Source organism: Pseudomonas alkylphenolica (genome assembly GCF_000746525.1).
In the GTDB taxonomy this organism is placed as follows: Bacteria; Pseudomonadota; Gammaproteobacteria; order Pseudomonadales; family Pseudomonadaceae; genus Aquipseudomonas; species Aquipseudomonas alkylphenolica.
In genome coordinates this window covers 3,727,772-3,752,161 of sequence record NZ_CP009048.1, presented here as the reverse complement: position 1 = coordinate 3,752,161, position 24,390 = coordinate 3,727,772, and the positions used below count along the sequence as shown (strand labels likewise).

At 60.7% G+C, this 24,390-nt stretch carries 24 protein-coding genes; 9 read left to right on the top strand and 15 right to left on the bottom strand.

Annotation, left to right across the window (positions count from 1 at the left end):
* Positions 1-63 precede the first annotated feature (63 nt).
* From purB to PSAKL28_RS17205, 5 genes are all read right to left on the bottom strand, one after another.
* Positions 64-1,434, bottom strand: a complete 1,371-nt coding sequence (gene purB, locus PSAKL28_RS17225; RefSeq protein ID WP_038612805.1) for an adenylosuccinate lyase — start codon at positions 1,432-1,434, stop codon at positions 64-66.
* Positions 1,435-1,612: 178 nt separating this feature from the next.
* The gene (gene hflD / locus PSAKL28_RS17220) at positions 1,613-2,233 is read right to left on the bottom strand and encodes a high frequency lysogenization protein HflD (protein ID WP_038612804.1); all 621 of its coding nucleotides are present in this window, start codon (positions 2,231-2,233) and stop codon (positions 1,613-1,615) included.
* Positions 2,233-3,354, bottom strand: coding sequence for a tRNA 2-thiouridine(34) synthase MnmA (gene mnmA, locus PSAKL28_RS17215; protein ID WP_038612803.1), 1,122 nt, complete (start codon positions 3,352-3,354; stop codon positions 2,233-2,235). Before mnmA ends, hflD begins: the two co-directional genes overlap by 1 nt.
* A gap of 70 nt (positions 3,355-3,424) precedes the next feature.
* Positions 3,425-3,865 carry an NUDIX hydrolase gene (locus PSAKL28_RS17210; protein WP_038612801.1) on the bottom strand — a complete coding sequence of 147 codons (441 nt, stop codon included), beginning with the start codon at positions 3,863-3,865 and terminating at the stop codon, positions 3,425-3,427.
* 152 nt (positions 3,866-4,017) lie between these two features.
* Positions 4,018-6,243 carry an NADP-dependent isocitrate dehydrogenase gene (locus PSAKL28_RS17205; RefSeq protein ID WP_038612800.1) on the bottom strand — a complete coding sequence of 742 codons (2,226 nt, stop codon included), beginning with the start codon at positions 6,241-6,243 and terminating at the stop codon, positions 4,018-4,020.
* A 402-nt stretch (positions 6,244-6,645) separates the two neighbouring features.
* Here PSAKL28_RS17205 and icd point away from each other — a divergent pair, with 402 nt between their 5' ends.
* Complete coding sequence (gene icd / locus PSAKL28_RS17200) at positions 6,646-7,902, top strand: NADP-dependent isocitrate dehydrogenase (protein WP_038612798.1); 1,257 nt, start codon at positions 6,646-6,648, stop codon at positions 7,900-7,902.
* A gap of 57 nt (positions 7,903-7,959) precedes the next feature.
* On the opposite strand, the gene cspD is transcribed toward icd, so the two are convergent.
* Positions 7,960-8,217 (bottom strand): cold shock domain-containing protein CspD, encoded by a 258-nt coding sequence (cspD, locus tag PSAKL28_RS17195; protein ID WP_038612796.1) that lies wholly within the window; start codon positions 8,215-8,217, stop codon positions 7,960-7,962.
* A 225-nt stretch (positions 8,218-8,442) separates the two neighbouring features.
* Between cspD and clpS the strand changes: the two genes are divergently transcribed.
* Together clpS and clpA are read left to right on the top strand one after the other, a co-directional pair.
* Positions 8,443-8,805 (top strand): ATP-dependent Clp protease adapter ClpS, encoded by a 363-nt coding sequence (gene clpS / locus PSAKL28_RS17190; protein WP_009400967.1) that lies wholly within the window; start codon positions 8,443-8,445, stop codon positions 8,803-8,805.
* Positions 8,806-8,835: 30 nt separating this feature from the next.
* On the top strand, positions 8,836-11,106 hold the full coding sequence (clpA, locus tag PSAKL28_RS17185) for an ATP-dependent Clp protease ATP-binding subunit ClpA (RefSeq protein WP_038612792.1): 2,271 nt from the start codon (positions 8,836-8,838) through the stop codon (positions 11,104-11,106).
* Positions 11,107-11,232: 126 nt separating this feature from the next.
* Here the strand turns inward: clpA and infA are convergent, their stop codons facing one another.
* The 3 genes from infA to aat all read right to left on the bottom strand — a co-directional run bounded on the left by infA (position 11,233) and on the right by aat (position 13,001).
* On the bottom strand, positions 11,233-11,451 hold the full coding sequence (infA, locus tag PSAKL28_RS17180) for a translation initiation factor IF-1 (RefSeq protein ID WP_002553999.1): 219 nt from the start codon (positions 11,449-11,451) through the stop codon (positions 11,233-11,235).
* 104 nt (positions 11,452-11,555) lie between these two features.
* On the bottom strand, positions 11,556-12,263 hold the full coding sequence (locus PSAKL28_RS17175; RefSeq protein WP_038612790.1) for an arginyltransferase: 708 nt from the start codon (positions 12,261-12,263) through the stop codon (positions 11,556-11,558).
* Between the two features lie 57 nt (positions 12,264-12,320).
* Positions 12,321-13,001 (bottom strand): leucyl/phenylalanyl-tRNA--protein transferase, encoded by a 681-nt coding sequence (aat, locus tag PSAKL28_RS17170; RefSeq protein WP_038612788.1) that lies wholly within the window; start codon positions 12,999-13,001, stop codon positions 12,321-12,323.
* A 347-nt stretch (positions 13,002-13,348) separates the two neighbouring features.
* On the opposite strand from aat, the gene ftsK reads away from it, so the two are divergent.
* From ftsK to cysG, 6 genes are all read left to right on the top strand, one after another.
* Positions 13,349-15,760: a DNA translocase FtsK gene (ftsK, locus tag PSAKL28_RS17165; RefSeq protein ID WP_038612786.1), complete on the top strand. Its 2,412-nt coding sequence runs from the start codon at positions 13,349-13,351 to the stop codon at positions 15,758-15,760.
* Between the two features lie 64 nt (positions 15,761-15,824).
* Positions 15,825-16,448 (top strand): outer membrane lipoprotein periplasmic chaperone LolA, encoded by a 624-nt coding sequence (lolA, locus tag PSAKL28_RS17160; protein WP_038612784.1) that lies wholly within the window; start codon positions 15,825-15,827, stop codon positions 16,446-16,448.
* A gap of 18 nt (positions 16,449-16,466) precedes the next feature.
* A complete protein-coding gene (locus tag PSAKL28_RS17155; protein ID WP_038612782.1) occupies positions 16,467-17,792 on the top strand; it encodes a replication-associated recombination protein A in 1,326 nt (441 codons plus the stop codon).
* Positions 17,789-18,163 (top strand): fluoride efflux transporter CrcB, encoded by a 375-nt coding sequence (crcB, locus tag PSAKL28_RS17150; RefSeq protein WP_038612780.1) that lies wholly within the window; start codon positions 17,789-17,791, stop codon positions 18,161-18,163. Before PSAKL28_RS17155 ends, crcB begins: the two co-directional genes overlap by 4 nt.
* 17 nt (positions 18,164-18,180) lie before the next feature.
* Positions 18,181-19,461, top strand: a complete 1,281-nt coding sequence (gene serS, locus PSAKL28_RS17145) for a serine--tRNA ligase (protein ID WP_038612778.1) — start codon at positions 18,181-18,183, stop codon at positions 19,459-19,461.
* Positions 19,462-20,850, top strand: coding sequence for a siroheme synthase CysG (gene cysG / locus PSAKL28_RS17140; protein ID WP_038612776.1), 1,389 nt, complete (start codon positions 19,462-19,464; stop codon positions 20,848-20,850).
* Positions 20,851-20,916: 66 nt separating this feature from the next.
* On the opposite strand, the gene PSAKL28_RS17135 is transcribed toward cysG, so the two are convergent.
* The 6 genes from PSAKL28_RS17135 to tusD form a co-directional block, all read right to left on the bottom strand.
* Positions 20,917-21,885, bottom strand: coding sequence for a glutathione S-transferase family protein (locus tag PSAKL28_RS17135; RefSeq protein WP_038612774.1), 969 nt, complete (start codon positions 21,883-21,885; stop codon positions 20,917-20,919).
* A gap of 110 nt (positions 21,886-21,995) precedes the next feature.
* Positions 21,996-22,991 carry a glycosyl transferase family protein gene (locus PSAKL28_RS17130; protein WP_038612772.1) on the bottom strand — a complete coding sequence of 332 codons (996 nt, stop codon included), beginning with the start codon at positions 22,989-22,991 and terminating at the stop codon, positions 21,996-21,998.
* Positions 22,988-23,323: a TusE/DsrC/DsvC family sulfur relay protein gene (locus tag PSAKL28_RS17125; RefSeq protein ID WP_038612770.1), complete on the bottom strand. Its 336-nt coding sequence runs from the start codon at positions 23,321-23,323 to the stop codon at positions 22,988-22,990. Before PSAKL28_RS17125 ends, PSAKL28_RS17130 begins: the two co-directional genes overlap by 4 nt.
* A complete protein-coding gene (tusB, locus tag PSAKL28_RS17120; protein ID WP_038612768.1) occupies positions 23,320-23,619 on the bottom strand; it encodes a sulfurtransferase complex subunit TusB in 300 nt (99 codons plus the stop codon). The genes PSAKL28_RS17125 and tusB overlap by 4 nt, the downstream gene beginning before the upstream one ends.
* Positions 23,619-23,978 carry a sulfurtransferase complex subunit TusC gene (gene tusC, locus PSAKL28_RS17115; RefSeq protein ID WP_038612767.1) on the bottom strand — a complete coding sequence of 120 codons (360 nt, stop codon included), beginning with the start codon at positions 23,976-23,978 and terminating at the stop codon, positions 23,619-23,621. Before tusC ends, tusB begins: the two co-directional genes overlap by 1 nt.
* Position 23,979: 1 nt before the next feature.
* Positions 23,980-24,372: a sulfurtransferase complex subunit TusD gene (gene tusD / locus PSAKL28_RS17110; RefSeq protein ID WP_038612766.1), complete on the bottom strand. Its 393-nt coding sequence runs from the start codon at positions 24,370-24,372 to the stop codon at positions 23,980-23,982.
* Positions 24,373-24,390: the final 18 nt, after the last annotated feature.

The window sequence follows — 24,390 nt, the reverse complement described above, 5'->3', positions numbered from 1 at the left end:
AGTAATTTTCTTTCGGTAATAAAAACGCCCGGCTGAGCCGGGCGTTTACGCGCAGGGCGCAGATCAGATGCGTTTGGCTTGAGCCGCAGCGTTACCGATGTAAGAGGCTGGGGTCAGCTTTTTCAGTTCTTCGCGCGCTTCAGTCGGCATGTCCAAGCCATCGATGAAGGTCAGCAGTACTTCCGGGCTGATGCCTTTGCCACGGGTCAGCTCTTTGAGCTTCTCGTAGGGGTTCTCGATGTCGTAGCGGCGCATGACGGTCTGGATCGGCTCGGCGAGGACTTCCCAGCAGGCGTCCAGGTCTTCGGCGATACGGGCTTCGTTGATTTCCAGCTTGCTGATGCCTTTGAGGCTGGCCTCGTAGGCAATCACGCTGTGGGCGAAACCGACGCCCAGGTTGCGCAGCACGGTGGAGTCGGTCAGGTCGCGCTGCCAGCGCGAGATCGGCAGCTTGCTGGCCAGGTGCTGGAACAGTGCGTTGGCGATACCCAAGTTGCCTTCGGAGTTTTCGAAGTCGATCGGGTTGACCTTGTGCGGCATGGTCGAGGAACCGATTTCACCAGCGATGGTGCGCTGCTTGAAGTAACCCAGGGAGATGTAGCCCCAGATATCGCGGTCGAAGTCGATCAGGATGGTGTTGAAGCGGGCGATCGCGTCGAACAGCTCGGCGATGTAGTCGTGCGGCTCGATCTGCGTGGTGTACGGGTTGAACACCAGACCCAGCTCGTCTTCGATGAAGGCGCGGGCGTTGGCTTCCCAGTCGATCTGCGGGTAGGCCGACAGGTGGGCGTTGTAGTTGCCTACGGCGCCGTTGATCTTGCCCAGCAGCGGGACAGCGGCAACCTGAGCGATCTGGCGCTCAAGGCGATAGACGACGTTGGCCAGCTCTTTACCCAGGGTGGTCGGCGAAGCCGGTTGGCCGTGGGTGCGCGACAGCATCGGCACGTCGGCGAAGCGGTGGGCCAGCTCACGGATGGCCTGGGCGATCTGGCGCATCAGTGGCAGCAGCACGGTATCGCGGCCTTCGCGCAGCATCAGGGCGTGGGACAGGTTGTTGATGTCTTCACTGGTGCAGGCGAAGTGGATGAATTCACTCACCTTGGCCAGTTCTGGCAGCTTGGCAGCCTGCTCTTTGAGCAGATACTCGATCGCCTTGACGTCGTGGTTGGTGGTGCGCTCGATTTCTTTCACGCGCTCGGCGTGTTCGAGGGCGAACTCATCGGCCAGGCCATTGAGCAGCGCATTGGCTTCGGCGGAAAACGCTGGAACTTCAGCGATTTGCGGATGAGCGGCGAGGCGCTGCAACCAGCGCACCTCGACCAGGGCGCGGAAACGGATCAGGCCGTATTCGCTGAAAATAGGGCGCAGGGCCTGGGTTTTGCCGGCATAACGGCCGTCAACAGGGGAAACCGCAGTGAGCGAGGAAAGCTGCATGGGGTGTTCTCGGACAGTCAGGCTTTGAAGAGGGCGCATATCATACATGAAAAATGCGCCCGAGTCGGGTGGCTGACCAATGGTCCGCCAGTAAATATTTGGCTATATCGCGGGGCAAGCCCGCTCCCACAAGTATGAGATGACTCTGTGGGAGCGGGCTTGCCCCGCGATGGTTTTGTCAGCCACGCAACATCGGATACAGCTCTTTGAGCAATTTGCGCCGGCTGATCACCAACTGCCAGCGATGCCCGCCCAACTGCCGCCACAGGCGCGCTGCGCGAATGCCGGCGAGCAGCAGGGCGCGGATCTTCGAGGCGTTGCTTGGTTGCTGCAGGTGGCGCATGTCGCCGTGTACCTGAATGCGCTGGCGCAAGGTGCTCAAGGTGTCCTGATACAGGGCGCCGCTGGAGGCAATGACGTTTTCATGCACCAGGCCGAAATGGTCGGCCTGGGACTGGATCTGTGGCAGTCGATTGCCGATCACATCAAGCATGTCGCCACGCTTGGCCAGTTGACGTTCAAGACCAAGCATCGACAATGCGTAGCGCAGCGGCTCGCGTTGCAGACTGCCCGGATCGCGCTCCAGGGCGCTGGCCAGGGCGCGGTAGCCGTCACGCAGGTTGAGGTCGTCTCCGCCGAATACTTCCAGGGTGTTTTGCGGGTCGCGCACCAGCAGGCTGCCCAGCATGCAGCCCAGATTGGCCTCGCTGGCCTGGCCGGTGCGGGCGATGCGGTCCACCAGCACTGCAGCCTGGAACACGCCGCCGAGGGCGATCAGTTGCTCTTGGATCGAGCTCATCAGCGTGCGCTCCACGGCTCGGCCGTTGCGATCACGCCGCCACCCAGGCAGATTTCACCGTCATAGAACACCACCGACTGGCCCGGGGTCACAGCGCGCTGGGGCTCGTCGAACACGGCACGGTAGCCGCTGGCAGTCAGTTCCAGGGTGCAATCCTGATCGCTCTGGCGGTAGCGCACCTTGGCGGTCAGGCGCCGTGGGCTGGACAGGTCGATCGGATTGACCCAGAAGATCTCCGATGCGAGCAGGGCGCGGGAGAACAGCCATGGATGCTCATTGCCTTGACCCACCACCAACACGTTGCGGGCGAGGTCTTTTTCCAGCACGTACCACGGCTCGTCGCCGGCGTCCTTGAGGCCGCCGATGCCCAGGCCCTGGCGCTGGCCGATGGTGTGGTACATCAAGCCGTGATGACGACCGATGACTTCGCCTTCAGTGGTCTGGATTTCACCGGGCTGTGCTGGCAGGTACTGCTTGAGGAAGTCGCTGAAGCGGCGCTCACCGATAAAGCAGATGCCGGTGGAGTCTTTCTTCTTCGCTGTGGCCAGGCCGTGTTTCTCGGCAATGGCGCGTACTTCGGGCTTTTCCAGCTCGCCAACCGGGAACAGGGTGCGGGCAATTTCCTTGCCGCCGACGGCGTGCAGGAAGTAGCTCTGGTCCTTGTTCGGGTCCAGGCCCTTGAGCAGTTCGGTGCGGCCGTCCGTGTCGCGGCGGCGCACGTAGTGGCCGGTGGCGATCAGGTCGGCGCCGAGCATCAGGGCGTAGTCGAGGAACGCCTTGAACTTGATTTCGCGGTTGCACAGGATGTCCGGGTTCGGCGTGCGCCCGGCCTTGTATTCGGCCAGGAAGTGCTCGAAGACGTTGTCCCAGTATTCGGCGGCGAAGTTGGCGGTATGCAGCTTGATGCCGATGCGGTCGCACACGGCCTGGGCGTCGGCCAGGTCTTCGCGGGCGGTGCAGTATTCGGTGCCGTCGTCCTCTTCCCAGTTCTTCATGAACAGGCCTTCCACCTGGTAGCCCTGCTCCATCAGCAGGAGGGCGGAGACGGAAGAGTCCACGCCGCCGGACATGCCGACAATAACGCGTGTCTTTTCGGGTTCGTAAAGTGCTGGACTGGTCATAGGTACCGGCTGTGTATCTGGAAAAAGACAACGATTCTATCAGGCTGCGGCCTTCAAGGCATCGTCACTGTCAGTCGCGGATCAATGCCAGGCTGTGCAGCGGCCCGGCCAGGTAGTCGTCGATACAGCGTGGCACCAACTCGCTGCGCCAGCGTTCAGGGTCTGCCAGCAGTTCGTCGCGGGTCAGCCATGCGGCGCGGACGATGTCGCTGTCCAGGGCGCGCTCGGGGTGATGCTTGAGCGGGCGGGCGGCGAAGCACACTCGCTGGTAGGTCACACCGTTACTCGGGGCGGTATAGAGGTAGATACCGACCACGCCGGTCAGCTCGACGTCCCAGGCGGTTTCTTCGAGGGTTTCGCGGCGGGCGGCGTCGAGCAGGCTCTCGTTGGCTTCCAGGTGTCCGGCGGGCTGGTTGAAGACGTGCTTGCCAGCCTTGAATTCTTCGACCATGAGGAAGCGCCCCTGGTCTTCGACGATGGTGGCGACGGTGATGTGGGGTTGCCAGGTCATTCGGATAGCCCTGTGTTGTTTTGGTGAGATCCATCGCGGGGCGAGCCCGCTCCCACAGGTCTGTGTGGGAGCGGGCTTGCCCCGCGATGGATCCCGGAAAAGCGAAAGCCCCGGTGCGTGGCCGGGGCTTCCGATGTTACGTCAAGCGAACCTTACAGGGCGGCAATCGCGCTGTTGAGGGTCTGGCTCGGGCGCATCACTTTGCTGGTCAGCTCGGCATCCGGGTAGTAGTAACCACCGATTTCAGCCGGCTTGCCCTGAACGGCGTTGAGTTCAGCGACGATGGTCGCTTCGTTCTCGGCCAGGGCTTTTGCCAGTGGGGCGAAGCGCGCTTGCAGGGCAGCGTCTTCGGTCTGGGCGGCCAGTGCCTGGGCCCAGAACAGGGTCAGGTAGAAGTGGCTGCCACGGTTGTCGATACCGCCGACCTTTCGGGCTGGCGACTTGTTCTCGTCGAGGAACTTGCCGGTAGCCTGATCCAGGGTGTTGGCCAGGACCTGGGCCTTGGCGTTGCCGTAGGCGCTGCTCAGGTGCTCCAGGGAAGCGGCCAGGGCCAGGAACTCACCCAGCGAATCCCAGCGCAGGAAGTTCTCTTCAACCAGTTGCTGTACGTGTTTCGGTGCCGAACCGCCGGCGCCGGTTTCGAACAGGCCGCCGTTGTTCATCAGCGGCACGATCGACAGCATCTTGGCGCTGGTGCCCAGCTCCATGATCGGGAACAGGTCGGTCAGGTAGTCGCGCAGTACGTTACCGGTTACCGAGATGGTGTCCTGGCCGGCGCGGATGCGCTGCAGGGAAACCTTCATCGCCTCGACAGGCGACAGGACGCGGATGTCCAGGCCAGCGGTGTCGTGGTCTTTCAGGTACTTCTGGACCTTCTCGATCAGCACGCCGTCGTGGGCACGCTGCGGGTCAAGCCAGAACAGCGCCGGGGTGTTGCTGGCGCGGGCGCGGTTGACGGCCAGTTTGACCCAGTCCTGGATCGGCGCGTCTTTGGTCTGGCACATGCGGAAGATGTCGCCGGCTTCGACTTCCTGCGACAGCAGCAGGTTGCCCTTGCCGTCAACTACACGGATCACGCCGTCGGCCTTGGCCTGGAAGGTCTTGTCGTGCGAGCCGTACTCTTCGGCTTTCTGCGCCATCAGGCCAACGTTCGGCACGCTGCCCATGGTGGTCGGATCGAAGGCGCCGTGTTGCTTGCAGTCTTCGATAACGGCCTGGTAGATGGTCGCGTAGCAACGGTCCGGGATGACTGCCTTGGTGTCTTGCAGCTGACCTTCGGTGTTCCACATCTTGCCCGAGTCACGGATCATCGCCGGCATCGAGGCGTCGACGATGACGTCGCTTGGCACGTGCAGGTTGGTGATGCCCTTGTCGGAGTTGACCATGGCCAGCGCCGGACGCACGTCGTAGACGGCTTTGACGTCGGCTTCGATCTGCGCCTGCTGTTCAGCTGGCAGGGCCTTGATGCGGGCGTACAGGTCGCCGATACCGTTGTTCAGGTTGAAGCCGATTTCTTCCAGTACTGCAGCGTGCTTGTTCAGCGCGTCCTGGTAGTACTCGGCAACGATCTGGCCGAACATGATCGGGTCGGAAACCTTCATCATGGTGGCTTTGAGGTGTACCGACAGCAGTACGCCCTTGGCCTTGGCGTCTTCGATTTCAGCGGCGATGAACTTGCGCAGGGCTTTGGTGCTCAGTACTGCGCAGTCGATGATCTCGCCGGCTTTGACCGAGGTCTTTTCTTTCAGAACGGTGGTGGTGCCGTTCTTGTCCAGCAGTTCGATGCGCAGGCTGTCATCGGCTTCGATCAGCGCGGCTTTCTCGCTGCCGTAGAAGTCGCCGTGGCTCATGTGTGCCACGTGGGACTTGGAGTCAGCAGCCCAGGCGCCCATCTTGTGCGGGTGCTTGCGTGCGTAGTTCTTGACCGACAGCGGCGCGCGGCGGTCGGAGTTGCCTTCGCGCAGAACCGGGTTTACGGCGCTGCCCTTGATGCGGTCGTAGCGAGCCTTGGCTTCTTTCTCGGCATCGGTAGCGGCGGCTTCAGGGTAGTCAGGAACGTTGAAGCCCTTGGCTTGCAGTTCCTTGATCGCGGCTTTGAGCTGCGGTACCGAGGCGCTGATGTTCGGCAGCTTGATGATGTTGGCTTCTGGCGTGGTTGCCAGTTGGCCCAGTTCTGCCAGGTGGTCGGCCACTTGCTTGTCGGCGCCGAGCTGTTCAGGGAAGGCAGAAAGGATGCGGCCGGCCAGAGAGATGTCCCGGGTTTCTACGGCGATGTCGGCGCAAGCGGTGAAGGCTTCGACGATGGGGAGCAGTGAATAGGTGGCGAGGGCAGGGGCTTCGTCAGTGAAGGTGTAGATGATCTTGGATCGGGTGGGCATATTCGGGTTAACTCTCTGTTTTGCTGAGCGTGCGCAGAATCTCGAAGTGCGCAGGGTAGGCGCTTCGCTCAGACACATCTATGAGCAGAAGGTCGAGGGTTCTGTGCAGTGATGGTGGATTGCATCAGTCGAGTGTCAAACGGCTGAACTGCGGTAACAGCCCAGTCAGGTCGGGGTTGAATGACGGTTCGCCCCAGTGACCCTTTGGTCACCGGCCGAGTATATCAAATCCTTGCTCGTAATCATCAAGGTCAACGTGTAACAGCGCCTTTTTTAGACCAAAGATGTAGGTGCGCGAGCTCCAATTTGGTGCATTCGCAGCCATGGTTCCCGTTGCCGTGCATCTGGGGTACGCTCTGGGGATCCAGATGACGTACCACACCAAAAAAAACGGAGTGCAGCATGGGATACCAGAAAATCAAGGTTCCGGCAGTCGGCGACAAAATCACCGTCAATGCGGACCATTCTCTCAATGTTCCTGATAATCCGATCATCCCGTTCATCGAAGGCGACGGCATTGGCGTAGACGTCAGTCCCGTCATGATCAAAGTGGTCGATGCTGCTGTAGAAAAAGCCTATGGGGGCAAGCGCAAGATTTCCTGGATGGAAGTCTACGCTGGTGAGAAGGCCACCCAGGTGTATGACCAGGATACCTGGCTGCCCCAGGAAACCCTGGACGCGGTCAAGGATTACGTCGTCTCCATCAAAGGTCCGCTGACCACCCCGGTCGGTGGAGGTATCCGCTCCCTTAACGTGGCCCTGCGCCAACAACTGGACCTGTATGTCTGTCTGCGCCCGGTGGTGTGGTTCCAGGGTGTGCCGAGCCCGGTGAAAAAGCCGGGTGACGTCGACATGGTGATCTTCCGCGAAAACTCCGAAGACATTTATGCCGGTATCGAATGGAAGGCCGGCTCGCCTGAGGCGACCAAGGTCATCAAGTTCCTGAAAGAAGAAATGGGTGTCACCAAGATCCGTTTCGACCAGGATTGCGGCATCGGCATCAAGCCGGTATCGAAGGAAGGCACCCAGCGCCTGGTGCGCAAGGCTCTGCAGTACGTAGTGGACAACGACCGCAAGTCGCTGACCATCGTGCACAAGGGCAACATCATGAAGTTCACCGAAGGTGCCTTCAAGGACTGGGGCTACGAGATCGCCAAGAACGAATTCGGCGCCGAGCTGCTCGACGGCGGCCCATGGATGAAGTTCAAAAACCCGAAAACCGGCCGTGAAGTCATCGTCAAGGATGCTATCGCTGACGCCATGCTCCAGCAGATCCTGCTGCGTCCGGCCGAATATGACGTGATTGCCACCCTTAACCTCAACGGTGACTACCTCTCCGATGCTCTGGCGGCAGAAGTGGGTGGTATCGGTATTGCGCCGGGCGCTAACCTGTCCGACACCGTGGCCATGTTCGAAGCCACCCACGGTACCGCGCCGAAATACGCCGGCAAGGACCAGGTCAACCCAGGCTCGGTGATTCTCTCGGCCGAGATGATGCTGCGCCACCTGGGCTGGACCGAGGCGGCTGACCTGATCATCAAGGGTACCAACGGTGCCATCGCGGCTAAAACCGTGACTTATGACTTCGAGCGCCTGATGGATGGCGCGACGCTGGTCAGCAGCTCCGGTTTTGGTGATGCGCTGATCAAACACATGTAATCAGCACAAAAAACCGGCCAGCCCCTGCGGACTGGCCGGTTTTTTTTCGTCTGGGGATCAGGCCTTGACTGTTTCCGGGTCGGGGGTGGGGGTGGTGGCGGCGGGTTGAACGGTTGCACTGGTGATGTTCACCGCGTGCATGCCTTTGGGGCCCTGGATAATCTCGAACTTGACGGGTTGACCGGCTTTCAATGTTTTATAGCCGTCCATCTGAATGGCCGAGTAGTGTGCAAACAGATCCTCTGTTTTCCCGTCTTCATTGATGAAGCCATAGCCCTTGGCATTGTTGAACCACTTGACTTTACCGCTTGCCATCCTCATATCCCTCTGCAAAGGACTCCATCACTGGAGTATCATCCACTCCATCCGCATATGAACCTGCGAAAATTCTGGTTGACTGCGCGGATCTTTATCGACCACGGTGGGTTCTTATTGGTTGTAACACCGTTTTGCCGATAGTCAAGGTGAGGTGGCAGCAGTTGCGCGTCGCCTGTGCGGTCAATCCATAATCCAACCTGTCGAAATGATGAAATTCTTTCCATGCATGCACATAGCCAGATTCGACTAACATTCAATCAGGATCGCCCGCAATCGCATGAGGACGATGGTTCTGGCCTGGCGGTACAGGAGGCCAAGCCGGCCCTGCAGGCGCCACCCATGTACAAGGTGGTTTTGTTCAACGATGACTACACACCGATGGATTTCGTCGTCGAAGTGCTCGAGGTGTTTTTTAACCTGAATCGCGAGCTGGCGACCAAGGTCATGCTGGCCGTCCATACAGAAGGACGGGCAGTATGCGGATTGTTTACCCGTGACATCGCCGAGACCAAGGCCATGCAGGTCAACCAATACGCAAGGGAAAGCCAGCATCCGCTACTCTGTGAAATCGAGAAGGACGGTTAATCGCCGGCCACTTGGGTATGAGGTGAAGCTATGTTAAACCGCGAGCTCGAAGTCACCCTCAATCTGGCCTTCAAGGAGGCGCGCTCGAAACGTCATGAATTCATGACCGTCGAGCACCTGCTGCTGGCACTATTGGATAATGAGGCCGCCGCGACCGTTCTGCGCGCCTGCGGCGCGAACCTCGACAAACTCAAACACGACCTGCAGGAGTTCATTGACTCCACCACGCCGTTGATTCCCGTGCATGACGAGGATCGCGAAACCCAGCCAACCCTGGGCTTCCAGCGGGTGTTGCAGCGCGCAGTCTTTCATGTCCAGAGCTCGGGCAAGCGTGAAGTCACCGGCGCCAATGTGCTGGTAGCGATTTTCAGCGAACAGGAAAGCCAGGCTGTGTTCCTGCTCAAGCAGCAGAGCGTGGCGCGTATCGACGTGGTCAATTACATCGCCCATGGCATCTCCAAGGTGCCGGGCCATGGTGAACACTCCGAAGGCGAGCAGGATATGCAGGACGAGGACGGCGGCGAGACTTCATCGTCGGGTAATCCACTGGATGCCTATGCCAGCAACCTCAACGAGCAGGCCCGTCAAGGGCGCATCGATCCGCTGGTCGGTCGCGAGCTTGAGGTCGAGCGCGTAGCGCAGATCCTTGCCCGTCGGCGCAAGAACAACCCGCTGCTGGTCGGTGAGGCCGGCGTCGGCAAGACGGCCATCGCCGAAGGCCTGGCCAAGCGTATCGTCGATGGCCAGGTGCCCGACCTGCTGGCGCAGAGCGTGGTCTATTCCCTGGATCTGGGCGCTTTGCTGGCCGGTACCAAGTACCGCGGCGACTTCGAGAAGCGCTTCAAGGCGCTGCTCAACGAGTTGCGCAAACGGCCGCAAGCAATTCTGTTTATCGACGAAATTCACACTATTATCGGTGCAGGTGCAGCTTCCGGTGGCGTCATGGATGCCTCCAACCTGCTCAAGCCGTTGCTGTCTTCGGGTGATATCCGTTGCATCGGTTCGACCACCTTCCAGGAGTTTCGCGGGATCTTCGAGAAGGATCGCGCCCTGGCGCGGCGCTTCCAGAAGGTTGATGTCAGCGAGCCATCGGTGGAAGACACCGTGGGCATCCTGCGTGGCCTGAAGGGGCGTTTCGAGTCTCATCACAATATCGAATACAGTGATGAAGCCTTGCGCGCCGCTGCCGAGCTGGCGGCCCGTTACATCAATGATCGGCACATGCCCGACAAGGCCATCGATGTGATCGACGAGGCCGGCGCCTACCAGCGCCTGCAACCGGTGGAGATGCGCGTCAAGCGTATCGATGTGCCACAAGTCGAGGACATCGTCGCGAAAATCGCGCGGATTCCGCCTAAGCACGTTACCAGTTCCGACAAAGAGCTGCTGCGTAACCTTGAGCGTGATCTGAAGCTGACCGTGTTCGGCCAGGATGCAGCGATCGATTCGCTGGCGACTGCGATCAAACTGTCGCGCGCCGGCTTGAAGTCGCCGGACAAGCCAGTGGGCTCGTTCCTGTTCGCCGGCCCTACCGGTGTCGGTAAAACCGAGGCGGCGCGTCAGTTGGCCAAGGCCTTGGGTGTCGAGCTGGTGCGTTTCGACATGTCCGAGTATATGGAGCGTCATACCGTATCGCGCTTGATCGGTGCGCCTCCGGGCTATGTTGGGTTCGACCAGGGTGGTTTGCTCACCGAGGCCATTACCAAGCAACCGCATTGCGTATTGCTGCTCGATGAAATCGAGAAGGCCCATCCGGAAGTCTTCAACCTGCTGCTGCAGGTGATGGACCACGGTACCCTGACCGACAACAACGGGCGCAAAGCGGACTTCCGCAATGTCATCGTGATCATGACCACCAATGCCGGTGCTGAAACCGCTGCACGAGCCTCGATCGGTTTCACGCAGCAGGATCACTCCTCCGACGCCATGGAAGTGATCAAGAAGAGCTTCACGCCGGAGTTCCGCAACCGTCTGGACACCATCATCCAGTTTGGCCGCCTCAGTCACGAGACGATCAAGAGTGTGGTGGACAAGTTCCTCATCGAGCTGCAGGCGCAACTGGAAGACAAGCGCGTGCTGCTGGAGGTGAGCGATGCGGCGCGCAGTTGGCTGGCTGCCGGTGGTTACGATGCGCAGATGGGCGCACGGCCAATGGCGCGGCTGATCCAGGACAAGATCAAGCGGCCATTGGCCGAAGAGATCCTGTTTGGAGAGCTGGCCGAGCACGGTGGTGTGGTGCACATCGACATTCGCGATGGCGAGCTGGTGTTCGAGTTCGAGACCACGGCTGAGATGGCGTAACGGCTAATCGTGGAGCAAGCCCGCTCCCACAGGTAGATGGCCTGGTGGGAGCGGGCTTGCCCCGCGATGCTTTTAACCGCCAACAAAAACGCCCGGCATATAGCCGGGCGTTTTTGTTGGTGTCGCTTAGCGGGCGCGGTAGGTGATGCGCCCCTTGCTCAGGTCGTAAGGCGTCAGTTCGACGCGGACCTTGTCACCGGTCAGAATACGAATGTAGTTCTTGCGCATTTTTCCGGAGATATGCGCGGTAACGACGTGCCCATTTTCCAACTCCACACGGAACATGGTGTTGGGCAGGGTGTCGACGACAGTGCCTTCCATTTCGAAGCTGTCTTCTTTCGACATGCAGTAAAGCCCTCGGTGTCCAGTTAATGGCCCGGTGCACAACTGCGCCAGGCAAAAAAAGTGGCGTGCATTGTGCCCGAAAACTGGATTTTAAGCCAATGATTTCAGTTCAGGGTTACCCAGCGCTGATTGATCAACAGCTCAATGGGGCGGTACTGGGTTTTGTAGTTCATCTTTTTGCAGTTTTTGATCCAGTAACCGAGGTAGACCGCATCGAGACCTTGTCGCAGGGCTTCGGTAATCTGCCAGAGGATGGCAAAGCGCCCCAGGCTACGGCGCTCTTCGTCGGGGTCGTAGAAGGTGTAGACCGCCGACAGACCATTGGGCAGCAGGTCGGTGACCGCTACGGCGACCAGGCGGCCGTTGAGGCGGAACTCGTAGAAGCGGGAAAACGGCAGGTCACGGACCAGGAAGGTGGCAAACTGATCGCGGCTGGGCGGGTACATATCGCCGTCAGCATGGCGTTGTTCGATGTAGCGCCGGTACAGCTCGAAGTACTCCTCCTTGAACGCTGGGCGTGCGGCGTTGACGGTCAGGTCGGCATTGCGCTTGAGGATGCGTTTCTGCTGACGGTTGGGTAGAAAGCGCGCAGCCGGAATCCGCGCCGGCACACAGGCGTTGCAGTTCTGGCAATGCGGGCGATACAGGTGGTCGCCGCTACGCCGGAAGCCCATTTCCGACAGGTCTGCGTAGACGTTCACATCCATCGGCTGGCTCGGGTCGAGAAACAGCGTGGTGGCCTGTTCGTCTGGCAGGTAACTGCAGGAATGGGGTTGAGTGGCATAAAACTTCAACCGCGCCAGCTCTGTCATGATCAACCCCTCGGGAGGTGCTTTAGATTTAAGTGTAAGCCAGCTGGAAAAACTCGCCTAGCAAACCCAGCTGGCGCTGCTGGGTTGGTCAAGGTAGCGCTGCAGGTAGTCGGCGAAGGTTGCCCGGGCAATGGCCCGGGCGCCCAGGCTATGCAGGTGGTCGGTCGGCATCTGGCAGTCGATCAGGGCAAAGCCGGCCTGCTGCAGGTGCTCGACCAGGGTCACGAAACCTACCTTGGAGGCGTTGTCGGCGCGGCTGAACATCGACTCGCCAAAAAACAACCGGCCCATGGCCAGGCCGTACAGGCCGCCCACCAGTTCGCCGTTCTGGCGAACTTCAACCGAATGGGCGAAGCCCTGTTGATGCAGCTTGAGGTAGGCCGCCTGCATGCTGTCGGTGATCCAGGTGCCATCGGCGTAGTCGCGGGGCGCTGCGCAGGCTTTGATCACGGCGGCAAAATCCTGGTCGAAACTGACCTGGTAATGGCCCTGGCGGATGAACTTGCGCAGCGAACGCGATACGTGCAATTCGTCGGGAAACAGCACTGTACGCGGGTCGGGCGACCACCAGAGAATCGGCTGGCCGTCCTGGTACCAGGGGAAGCAGCCGTGGCGGTAGGCTTGTACCAGGCGCTCGGCGCTGAGGTCGCCGCCGGCGGCCAGCAGGCCGTTGGGATCGCGCAGGGCTTTATCCAGCGCAGGGAAGGTCAGGGTGTCGCGGCTCAACCAGGTCAGCATCGTCGTTCAATGGCGGAGTAGGGGAGGGGGCAGCATTGCCTGAAACAGCATCGCGGGGCAAGCCCGCTCCCACTGAACCTGTGGGAGCGGGCTTGCCCCGCGATGCTGTTAAAGCAACTTGCTCGGGTCTTTGTTGTCACACTTGCATAAAAACACCGCATAAGCCTTTGTCACAAAAGAAAATGCGTGCTCAAATTGCGATATAGGAAATTGGCCCCCGTTTACGCGTGTTTCTGGCGTGCCGCCATGGCGGTAGGCGGGCAGTAATGTTAAAAGTAGTGGTTTGTTGACTGTTCACATAGGTCAATCACTGTTGGACGCGCATTGAGCGCAGGAATAGACGCGTTTTGAAGAAATCCACCGCTACATCGAATCCCTTGCCTGTGCCGCAGTGGCGCCAGCAATTGCATTATCGCCTCAAGGAAGGCGCGCTGATTGCCATGGGGGCGCTGTGCCTGTACCTGTGGATGGCGCTGCTGACCTACGACCAGGCCGACCCAGGCTTCAGCCATACCAGCAATGTCGAGCAGGTGCAGAATGCCGCCGGACGTGCGGGTGCTTACTTCGCCGATGTCCTGTTCATGGTGTTGGGCTACTTCGCCTATATCTTCCCGCTACTGCTGGCGATCAAGACCTGGCAGATCTTCCGTGAGCGTCACCAACCCTGGCAGTGGAGTGGCTGGCTGTTCTCCTGGCGCCTGATCGGCCTGGTGTTTCTGGTGCTTTCGGGCGCCGCGTTGGCGCATATCCACTTCCATTCGGCCGCCAGCCTGCCAGCTTCGGCCGGTGGTGCGCTGGGCGAAAGCCTTGGCGACCTGGCCAAGAACGCGTTGAACGTGCAGGGCAGCACCCTGATGTTCATTGCCTTGTTCCTGTTCGGTCTGACCGTGTTTACCGACCTGTCCTGGTTCAAGGTCATGGACGTGACCGGCAAGATCACCCTCGACCTGTTTGAACTGTTCCAGGGCGCCGCCAACCGCTGGTGGGCCGCGCGCAACGAGCGTAAGCGCCTGGTGGCGCAGCTGCGTGAAGTTGACGACCATGAGTATGACGTAGTGGCCCCGGTAGTGCCGGATCGCCGCGAGCAGGTCAAGGCCAAGGAACGCATCATCGAGCGTGAACCTGTCCCGAGCAAACCTGTCGCCGAGCGTGTGCAGCCGCCTGCGCCAGTGATCATGCCGACGCCGGCCAAGGTGCCGGAGCCGAGCAAGCGCGTGCAGAAGGAAAAGCAGGCGCCACTGTTCGTCGACAGTGCCGTCGAAGGTACGTTGCCGCCGATCTCAATCCTTGATCCTGCCGAGAAAAAGCAGGTCAATTACTCGCCCGAATCCCTGGCCAGTGTCGGCAACCTGCTGGAAATCAAACTCAAGGAATTCGGCGTTGAGGTCTCGGTGGACTCCATCCATCCGGGGCCGGTGATCACCCGTTACGAAATCCAGCCGGCCGCTGGCGTCAAGGTCAGCCGTATCGCCAACCTGGCGAAAGACCTCGCCCGTTCCCTGGCGGTGACCAGCGTGCGTGTGGTTGAAGTGATTCCCGGCAAGACCACCGTCGGTATCGAGATTCCCAACGAAGACCGGCAGATCGTACGCTTTTCCGAAGTACTGTCGTCGCCGCAATACGACGAAGCCAAATCGCCAGTCACCATGGCCCTGGGGCACGACATCGGCGGCAAGCCTGTGATCACGGACCTGGCCAAGATGCCGCACTTGCTGGTAGCCGGTACCACCGGTTCGGGTAAGTCGGTGGGGGTCAACGCGATGATCCTGTCGATCCTGTTCAAGTCCGGTCCGGAAGACGCCAAGCTGATCATGATCGACCCGAAAATGCTCGAATTGTCGATCTATGAAGGCATCCCGCACCTGCTTTGCCCTGTGGTCACCGACATGAAAGACGCCGCCAACGCCCTGCGCTGGAGCGTTGCCGAGATGGAGCGGCGCTACAAGCTGATGGCGGCCATGGGCGTGCGTAACCTGGCGGGCTTCAACCGCAAGGTCAAAGACGCCGAAGAGGCCGGTGAGCCGATCTACGATCCGATGTTCAAGCGCGAAAGCATGGATGACGTGCCGCCGCTGCTGAAAACCCTGCCGACCATCGTCGTAGTGGTCGACGAATTCGCCGACATGATGATGATTGTCGGCAAGAAGGTCGAAGAGCTGATCGCGCGTATCGCCCAGAAGGCCCGTGCCGCCGGTATCCACCTGATTCTCGCGACCCAGCGGCCTTCGGTGGACGTGATTACCGGTCTGATCAAGGCCAACATTCCGACCCGTATGGCCTTCCAGGTTTCGAGCAAGATCGACTCCCGAACCATCATCGATCAGGGCGGCGCCGAACAGCTGCTCGGCCACGGTGACATGCTTTACATGCCGCCGGGCACCAGCCTGCCGATTCGTGTGCATGGTGCTTTCGTTTCCGACGATGAAGTCCACCGGGTGGTCGAAGCGTGGAAATTGCGCGGCGCTCCGGACTACAACGAAGATATCCTCAGCGGTGTCGAAGAGGCCGGTAGTGGTTTCGATGGCGGTAGTGGCGGTGGCGGCGACGATGATGCCGAAACCGACGCGCTGTACGATGAAGCCGTGCAATTCGTCCTGGAAAGCCGCCGCGCCTCCATCTCCGCCGTACAGCGCAAGCTGAAGATCGGCTACAACCGCGCCGCGCGGATGATCGAGGCGATGGAAATGGCCGGTGTGGTCACCGCGATGAACACCAACGGCTCGCGCGAAGTGATTGCCCCCGGGCCGTCCCGCGACTGATGAACCTTCCAGCCTGTGGCCAGCGACCGGCCACAGGCCCATCCATACTGCAACGAGGATTGCCATGCGCCTGATTCGCATGATGTTGGTTTCCGCTTTGGCCTTGTCCAGCGCTTCGGCATTCGCCGGTGAGCAGGATGTGGCACGCCTGACCCAGTTGCTGGAAAAGTCCAGAACCATCGAGGCCCGATTCTCCCAGCTGACCCTGGATGCCAGCGGCACCAGCCTGCAGGAAACGGCGGGACAGATGTCGGTACAGCGTCCTGGCCTGTTCTACTGGCATACCGATGCACCGCAGGAGCAGGTGGTGGTCTCGGATGGCAAGACCGTCACCCTGTGGGACCCGGACCTGGAGCAGGCAACCATCAAGAAGCTTGATCAGCGCCTGACCGAAACCCCGGCTTTGCTGCTGTCCGGTGACGTATCGAAGATCAGCCAGAGCTTCGATATCACCTCCAAGGAACAAGGTGACGTCATGGATTTCACCCTCAAGCCGAAAACCAAAGACACGCTGTTCGACTCCTTGCGTCTTTCGTTCCGCAAAGGCCTGGTCAATGACATGCAACTGATCGACAGCGTCGGCCAGCGTACTAACATTCTGTTCACCGGGGTTAAAGCTAACGAAGCGATCCCGGCGAGCAAGTTCAAGTTCGACATCCCCAAAGGCGCGGATGTCATCTCCGAGTAAGAGGTAGTAGCGCCGTCCATGGATCTGTTTCGTAGTGACCCCGTAGCCCAGCCCCTGGCCGCGCGCTTGCGCCCGGCCAACCTGGACGAGTACGTCGGCCAGGAACACCTGCTGGCCCGCGGTAAACCGCTGCGTGAGGCACTGGAACAGGGCGCGCTGCACTCGATGATCTTCTGGGGTCCGCCCGGAGTCGGCAAGACCACCCTGGCGCGGCTACTGGCGCAGTTCTGTGATGCCCATTTCGAGACGGTTTCGGCGGTGCTCGCCGGGGTCAAGGAAATCCGTCACGCGGTGGACATCGCCAAGCAGCAGGCCGGGCAGTACGGGCGGCGCACCATCCTGTTTGTCGATGAAGTGCACCGTTTCAACAAGTCGCAACAGGATGCCTTCCTGCCTTATGTCGAAGACGGCACGCTGATCTTCATCGGAGCGACCACGGAAAACCCGTCGTTCGAACTGAACAATGCATTGCTGTCGCGCGCGCGGGTGTATGTGCTCAAAAGCCTTGATGAGCCCGCCCTGCACAAGCTGGTACAGCGGGCGCTGAGCGAGGAGCGCGGGCTGGGCAAGCGTCAACTGCGCCTGGGCGACGAAGCCTTCAAGATGCTCATGGCCGCTGCCGATGGCGATGGCCGGCGCATGCTCAACCTGCTGGAAAACGCCTCGGACCTCGCCGAAGACGGCAGCGAAATTGGCGTCGAGCTGCTGCAAAGCCTGCTCGGTGACAGCCGCCGCCGTTTCGACAAGGGTGGAGAGGCTTTTTACGACCAGATTTCAGCGCTGCACAAGTCGGTGCGCGGCTCCAACCCCGACGGCGCGCTGTACTGGTTCGCGCGCATGCTCGACGGTGGCTGCGATCCGCTGTACATCGCCCGGCGCGTGGTGCGCATGGCCAGCGAAGACATCGGCAACGCCGACCCTCGCGCTTTGAGCCTGTGCCTGGCGGCCTGGGATGTACAGGAGCGCCTGGGCAGCCCTGAGGGCGAGCTGGCTGTCGCCCAGGCCATTACCTACCTGGCCTGCGCGCCAAAGAGCAATGCCGTGTACATGGGCTTCAAAACCGCCCTGCGCGAAGCCGGCGAGCATGGTTCGCTGGAAGTACCGCTGCACCTGCGCAATGCACCGACCAAGCTGATGAAGCAACTGGGTTATGGCGACGAATACCGTTACGCCCATGACGAACCTGATGCCTACGCCGCCGGCGAAGACTATTTCCCCGACAACCTTGAACCGCGTCACTACTACCAACCGGTACCGCGTGGCCTGGAACTGAAGATCGGCGAGAAGCTCAAGCACCTGGCAGAGCTCGACCGCAAGAGCCCGCGGCAACGGAGAAAACCATGATTGCCGTGATCGCTGCCGTCAGCGCGGGCGGCATTGCCGGAACCCTATTGCGCTTTGCCACGGCCAATTGGGTCAATGCCCACTGGCCACGCCACTTCTATCTCGGTACGCTGGCGGTCAATCTGATTGGCTGCCTGCTGATCGGCTTGCTCTACGGGCTGTTTCTGCATCGCCCGCTGGTGCCGGTCGAGCTGCGCGCGGGCCTGATCGTCGGGTTTCTCGGCGGTCTGACGACATTTTCATCCTTTTCACTGGATACCGTGCGCCTGCTCGAAAGCGGGCAGGCGCCGCTGGCCTTCGGTTATGCCGGGATCAGCGTATTTGGCGGGCTGCTCGCAACCTGGGCCGGCCTGTCTTTGACCAAATTCTGAACCAACGAGAGAACGACATGCTCGATTCCAAACTGTTACGCGGCCAACTTCAGGAAGTGGCGGACCGCCTGGCCTCCCGTGGCTTCAGCCTGGATGTCGCGCGCATCGAAGCACTGGAAGAACGCCGCAAGGTGGTGCAGACCCGTACCGAACAACTGCAGGCCGAGCGTAACGCCCGTTCCAAATCCATCGGCCAGGCCAAGGCCCGCGGCGAAGATATCGCTCCGCTGATGGCCGACGTCGAGCGCATGGCCAACGAACTGGCCAGCGGCAAGGTCGAGCTGGACGGCATTCAGGCCGAGCTGGATTCGATCCTGCTGGAAATCCCTAACCTGCCGGACGAAAGCGTGCCGGTCGGTGCTGATGAAGATCACAACGTCGAAGTTCGCCGCTGGGGTACCCCGCGCACCTTCGACTTCGAGATCAAGGACCACGTGGCCCTCGGCGAGCTGAGCGGCGGCCTGGACTTCGAAACCGCAGCCAAGCTGTCGGGTGCCCGTTTTGCCCTGCTGCGCGGCCCGATCGCCCGTCTGCATCGTGCCCTGGCGCAGTTCATGATCAATCTGCATACCAGCGAGCATGGCTACGAAGAGGCCTACACCCCTTACCTGGTCCAGGCCCCGGCGCTGCAAGGCACTGGCCAGCTGCCGAAATTCGAGGAAGACCTGTTCAAGATCAGCCGTGACGGCGAGGCCGACTTCTACCTGATCCCGACGGCCGAAGTGTCGCTGACCAACATCGTTGCCGGCGAGATCCTCGATGCCAAGCAACTGCCGGTCAAGTTCGTCGCTCACACTCCGTGCTTCCGCAGTGAAGCCGGTGCCTCGGGTCGTGATACCCGCGGCATGATCCGTCAGCACCAGTTCGACAAGGTCGAGATGGTCCAGATCGTCGAGCCGGGCAAGTCCATGGAAGCCCTGGAAGGCCTGACTGCCAACGCCGAGCGCGTGTTGCAGGCGCTGGAGCTGCCATACCGCGTGTTGGCGCTGTGCACCGGCGACATGGGCTTCAGTGCGGTCAAGACCTACGACCTGGAAGTCTGGGTGCCGAGCCAGGACAAGTACCGCGAGATTTCCTCGTGCTCCAACTGTGGCGACTTCCAGGCGCGCCGTATGCAGGCGCGCTGGCGCAACCCGGAAACCGGTAAGCCGGAGCTGGTCCACACCCTCAACGGTTCGGGTCTGGCAGTAGGTCGTACCCTGGTAGCGGTAGTGGAAAACTACCAGCAGGCCGACGGTTCGATCCGCGTGCCGGAAGTGCTCAAGCCGTACATGGGTGGCCTGGAGGTCATCGCCTAAATGGAGTTCCTGCCGCTGTTCCACAAACTGCGCGGCAGCCGTGTGCTGGTTGTCGGTGGGGGCGAAATTGCCTTGCGCAAATCGCGTCTGCTGGCCGATGCCGGGGCGGTGTTGCGGGTGGTCGCGCCCGAGATTGAAGCGCAACTGACCGAGCTCGTCCGGCACAGCGGTGGCGAAATCCTCAGCCGTGGTTATCAACCGGGCGACCTTGACGGTTGCCAACTGATCATCGCGGCGACAGATGACCAGGCGCTCAACGCCCAGGTCTCGGCGGATGCTCACCAGCGCTGCGTACCGGTCAATGTGGTCGATGCGCCAGCGCTGTGTTCGGTGATCTTCCCGGCCATCGTCGACCGTTCACCTTTGGTGGTTGCGGTGTCCAGCGGCGGCGATGCGCCGGTGCTGGCACGCTTGATCCGGGCCAAGCTGGAAACCTGGATTCCGGCCGCTTATGGCGAACTGGCCGGACTGGGCGCGCGCTTTCGTGACAAGGTCAAGGCACTCTATCCGGACGTCAATCAGCGTCGTGGCTTCTGGGAAGATGTGTTCCAGGGCCCGATCGCCGAGCGGCAACTGGCCGGGCAGGGCGCTGAGGCCGAGCGTTTGCTGCAAGCCAAGATCGACGGTGCCAGCTATCAGGCACCAGGCGAGGTGTATCTGGTTGGCGCCGGTCCGGGCGATCCGGATCTGTTGACCTTCCGTGCCTTGCGCCTGATGCAGCAGGCCGACGTGGTGCTCTACGACCGTCTGGTCGCTCCGGCGATCATCGAATTGTGCCGCCGTGATGCCGAGCGTATTTATGTCGGCAAGCGTCGTGCTGACCATGCCGTGCCGCAGGATCAGATCAATCAGTTACTGGTTACCCTGGCACGTCAGGGTAAACGGGTGTTGCGTCTCAAGGGTGGTGATCCGTTCATCTTCGGCCGTGGTGGCGAAGAGATCGAGGAACTGGCCGAGCAGGGCATTCCGTTCCAGGTGGTGCCGGGTATTACCGCAGCCAGTGGTTGCTCGGCGTATGCCGGGATTCCGCTGACGCATCGTGATTACGCCCAGTCGGTGCGCTTTGTCACTGGCCACCTCAAGGATGGCACCAGCAACTTGCCGTGGAATGATCTGGTCGCACCGGCACAGACCCTGGTGTTCTACATGGGGCTGGTTGGCTTGCCGACCATCTGTGCCGAGCTGATTCGTCACGGTCGTGCTGCTGATACACCGGCAGCATTGGTTCAGCAGGGCACCACGCCGAACCAGCGGGTATTTACCGGGACATTGGCCGATTTGCCAGCATTAGTGGCTGAGCATGAAGTCCATGCGCCGACCCTGGTGATTGTCGGGGAAGTGGTTCAGTTGCGTGAAAAGCTGGCCTGGTTCGAAGGCTCTCAAGGCTGAAAATCATCGCGGGGCAAGCCCGCTCCCACCCGGTGGGAGCGGGCTTGCCCCGCGATGAATCCACCCCTAGTTTCCCGCCTTGATCCAAATCCCCCGCCCCAGCAAACGCTCCCGATCATGCGCCACAGAAAAATCCTGCAACGGCCCTTTAGGCACAATCCCGTTCGGATTGATGGTCTTGTGGCTCATGTAGTAATGCTTCTGGATATGCTCGAAATTCACCGTCTCGGCCACCCCCGGCCACTGATACAACTCCCTTAGCCAGTTCGACAGATTCGGATAGTCAACCAGGCGCCGCAGGTTGCACTTGAAGTGCCCGTGGTACACCGCATCGAACCGAATCAGCGTAGTGAACAACCGCCAGTCAGCCTCGGTCAGGTATTCCCCGGCCAGATAGCGGCGTTCGCCCAGGTGCTGTTCCAGGCAGTCCAGCTCGGCAAACACTTCATCAAACGCCTGCTCGTAAGCCTGCTGCGAGGTGGCAAAGCCTGCCCGGTACACGCCATTGTTGATTGCCGGGTAGATCCGCTCGTTCAGTGCATCAATTTCGGCCTGTAGCGGCTCGGGATAAAGGTCCAGGCGGTTGCCGGTCAGGTCGTCGAAAGCATGGTTGAAAATACGGATGATCTCCGCCGACTCGTTGTTGACGATGCGTTGCTCCTGCTTGTCCCACAGCACCGGCACCGTGACCCGACCGCTATAGTGCGGATCGTCGCGGGTATAGCGCTGATGGAGGAAGTCCAGGTGATCGAGCTTGTCGCCGGTGGAGCCTTTGCTCTGATCGAAGGTCCAGCCGTTTTCGCCCATTAGCCAGCTGACCACTGAAACGTCGATCAGGCTTTCCAGGCCCTTGAGCTTGCGAAAGATCAGGGTTCGGTGGGCCCAGGGGCAGGCTAGGGAGACATAGAGGTGATAGCGACCCGCTTCAGCGGCAGGCAATTGATTGCGCCGCTGCGCATTCTCGCGCTGGAATGCGCCGTCTTTGCTGCTTTGATACCACTGGTCATGCCAGCGTCCGTCGATCAACAGGCCCATGCTGAGCTCCTTGGCGATTCGTTCGAATATAGAGCCCAGTGTACGAGCTTGAGTTCGAACGAATAGCGCAAAGTCTGCGCCTGTTTAATCGACTTTGTTGATGGGTTGCCTTACGCCTGACGCTGATCCCAATAACGTTGCGCCTGTGCAAAGGCTTCATCGCGGTTGTGACCCAGTCCGCGCAAAGCGAGGGCCATGGTCGCAACCACGGCGAGTTCACCGTAGCTGTCGCGGGCTTCGCCGCGCCAAACCGTCAGCAGATGCTCAGGCTCAAGGCTCGCCGGTTTGACATGGCGCTGGGCCGCCAGGGCTGGCCATTCTTCATCCCATTCGATGCCGTTTGCCGTGCCATACAGGTGGCTGCTGGTATCCGGGTTGATCTCGATTTCGCCGCCATCGCCCTTGACCACGATGGTGGTGTCGCCGAGCAGCCGGCTGGCTTCACGATGCACCGCCTGGTAACCCGGGTGGAAGATACTCTGCAGGCCGCAACGGGCGCCCAGCGGATTGAGCACTCGAGCCAGGGAATGAATGGGCGAGCGCAGGCCCAGGGTGTTGCGCAGGTCGATCATCCGTTGCAGGCGCGGTGCCCAGTCCTGCAGCGGGATAAATGCCAGCTGCTGGCTGTCCAGGGACTGGGCAACGGCATTCCAGTCACGGCACAGCGGGATCTGCAGCAGCTCAAGCACTTGCTCGGTGTACAGGCGTCCGGCGGTGTGGGCGCCGCCGCCGTGCAGCAGGATGCGCACGCCGTTGGCGGCCAGGCACTTGGTGGCAAGCAGGTACCAGGGCAGGTGGCGCTTCTTGCCGGCGTAGCTCGGCCAGTCGAGGTCCACCGCGATCTGTGGCGCGTGCAGACGCTCACGCAACGCTTCGGTGAAACCGGCCAGTTCCTCCGGGCTTTCTTCCTTGTGCCGTAGCAACATCAGGAACGCGCCCAGCTGGGTTTCCTCGACCTTGCCGTCGAGCAGCATGCCCATGGCTTCGCGGGCTTCTTCACGGTTCAGGCCGCGGGCGCCGCGCTTGCCTTTGCCAAGGATGCGCACGAACTGGGCAAACGGGTGTTCGGCCGGGGTTTCGGTGATCAGCGGGCGAGGATCGGTCATATGCAATTGGTTGGCTTCGGCAGGCCCGCAAGCTTCGCGGCGAGTTTGGCGGGAGTGCCTTTGAACAGGCGGTTCAGGTGCATGCTGTTGCCTTTTTCCGGGCCCAGCTTGAGTGCGGTGTACTTGATCAGCGGGCGGGTTGCCGGCGACAGTTCGAACTCCTGGTAGAAGGCACGCAATAGCGTCAGCACTTCCCAGTGTTCGGGGGTCAGCTCCAGTTGTTCGTGGGCGGCGAGGGCGGTGGCGACTTCGTCGGACCAGTCGCTGAGTTCGACCAGATAGCCATCCTTGTCCAGAGCGATGCTGCGCTCGCCTACAGTCAGGGTATTCATAGCCAGCTGTTGACCTTGTCGTAATCCAGCGACAGCGCAACAAAGGCCGGGTAGTCGATGGCCCGAATGTTGACGTCAGTGCCAATGGCGCGTGCTTGCAGGTCTTCTTCAAGGACGTACAGGCGGCCTTGCAGATTGCTTGCCTGCAGGCTGGCCAGCGGCGCGCTGCCGGGCTGCAGGGCATACACCGCATCGCCGCAGAGCAACAGGCCATCTGCGCTGCCAAGCAGGCGCAGGCAGCTGCTCAGGCGATTGTCGCCGAAGGGCGAGTGAGAAATTACGTGCAAGGTGCTCATCAGAGGGTAATCACCTGGTCAAAACGGTCGATCAACGCGGCCAGCGCGGCATCATCCAGCACTTGCACCGGCAAGCTCAGGGTCTCAACGGCAAGGCCGCGCTCCTGCAGGCTGCTATTGGCGACGAAGAGTTCTTCGACACCGAACATCGGCAGGGCCTGCAGATTGGCGGCCAGGTTCTTCTGTTGCAACTGCGCGGGTTGCTGCCCGGGCGCGAGCTGGAACACCCCGTCGTCGAGAAACAGCATGCCCAGCGGCAGATCAAAGGCGCCGCCGGCCAGGGCGATATCCAGTGCTTCACGGGCAGAAGGGCCGGTCCAGGGCGCCTGGCGGCTGATAATCAGCAAAGACTTGGCCAATTCAATCGCCTCCAAAGCAGATCAGCCGATCGGCGCTTTGTGCGCCTTCATGCAGCTGACCAAGACCGGACAGTTCCCAGGGCGCAGGCAGATTCACTGCCGGACGCTGATAGCGTTGGGCTTCTTCAGCGTTGAGCACGCCACGGCGCAGGGCGGCGGCGATACACACGACCGCATCGAGCTGATGCTCGCTGATGAAGGACCGCCAGTTGGCAGCGACATCCAGTTCATCCTGTGGCGCAACCACGTTGGCTGAAGCGCTGTGCACGCCATCCTGATAAAAAAACAGCCGGACAATTTCATGCCCACCGGCTAGTGCTGCCTGGGCAAAGTGCAGAGCGCGGCGCGAGGAGGGCGCGTGGGCCGGAGAAAAAACCGCAATGGCGAACTTCATGGAAGGCTCATTCAGCAA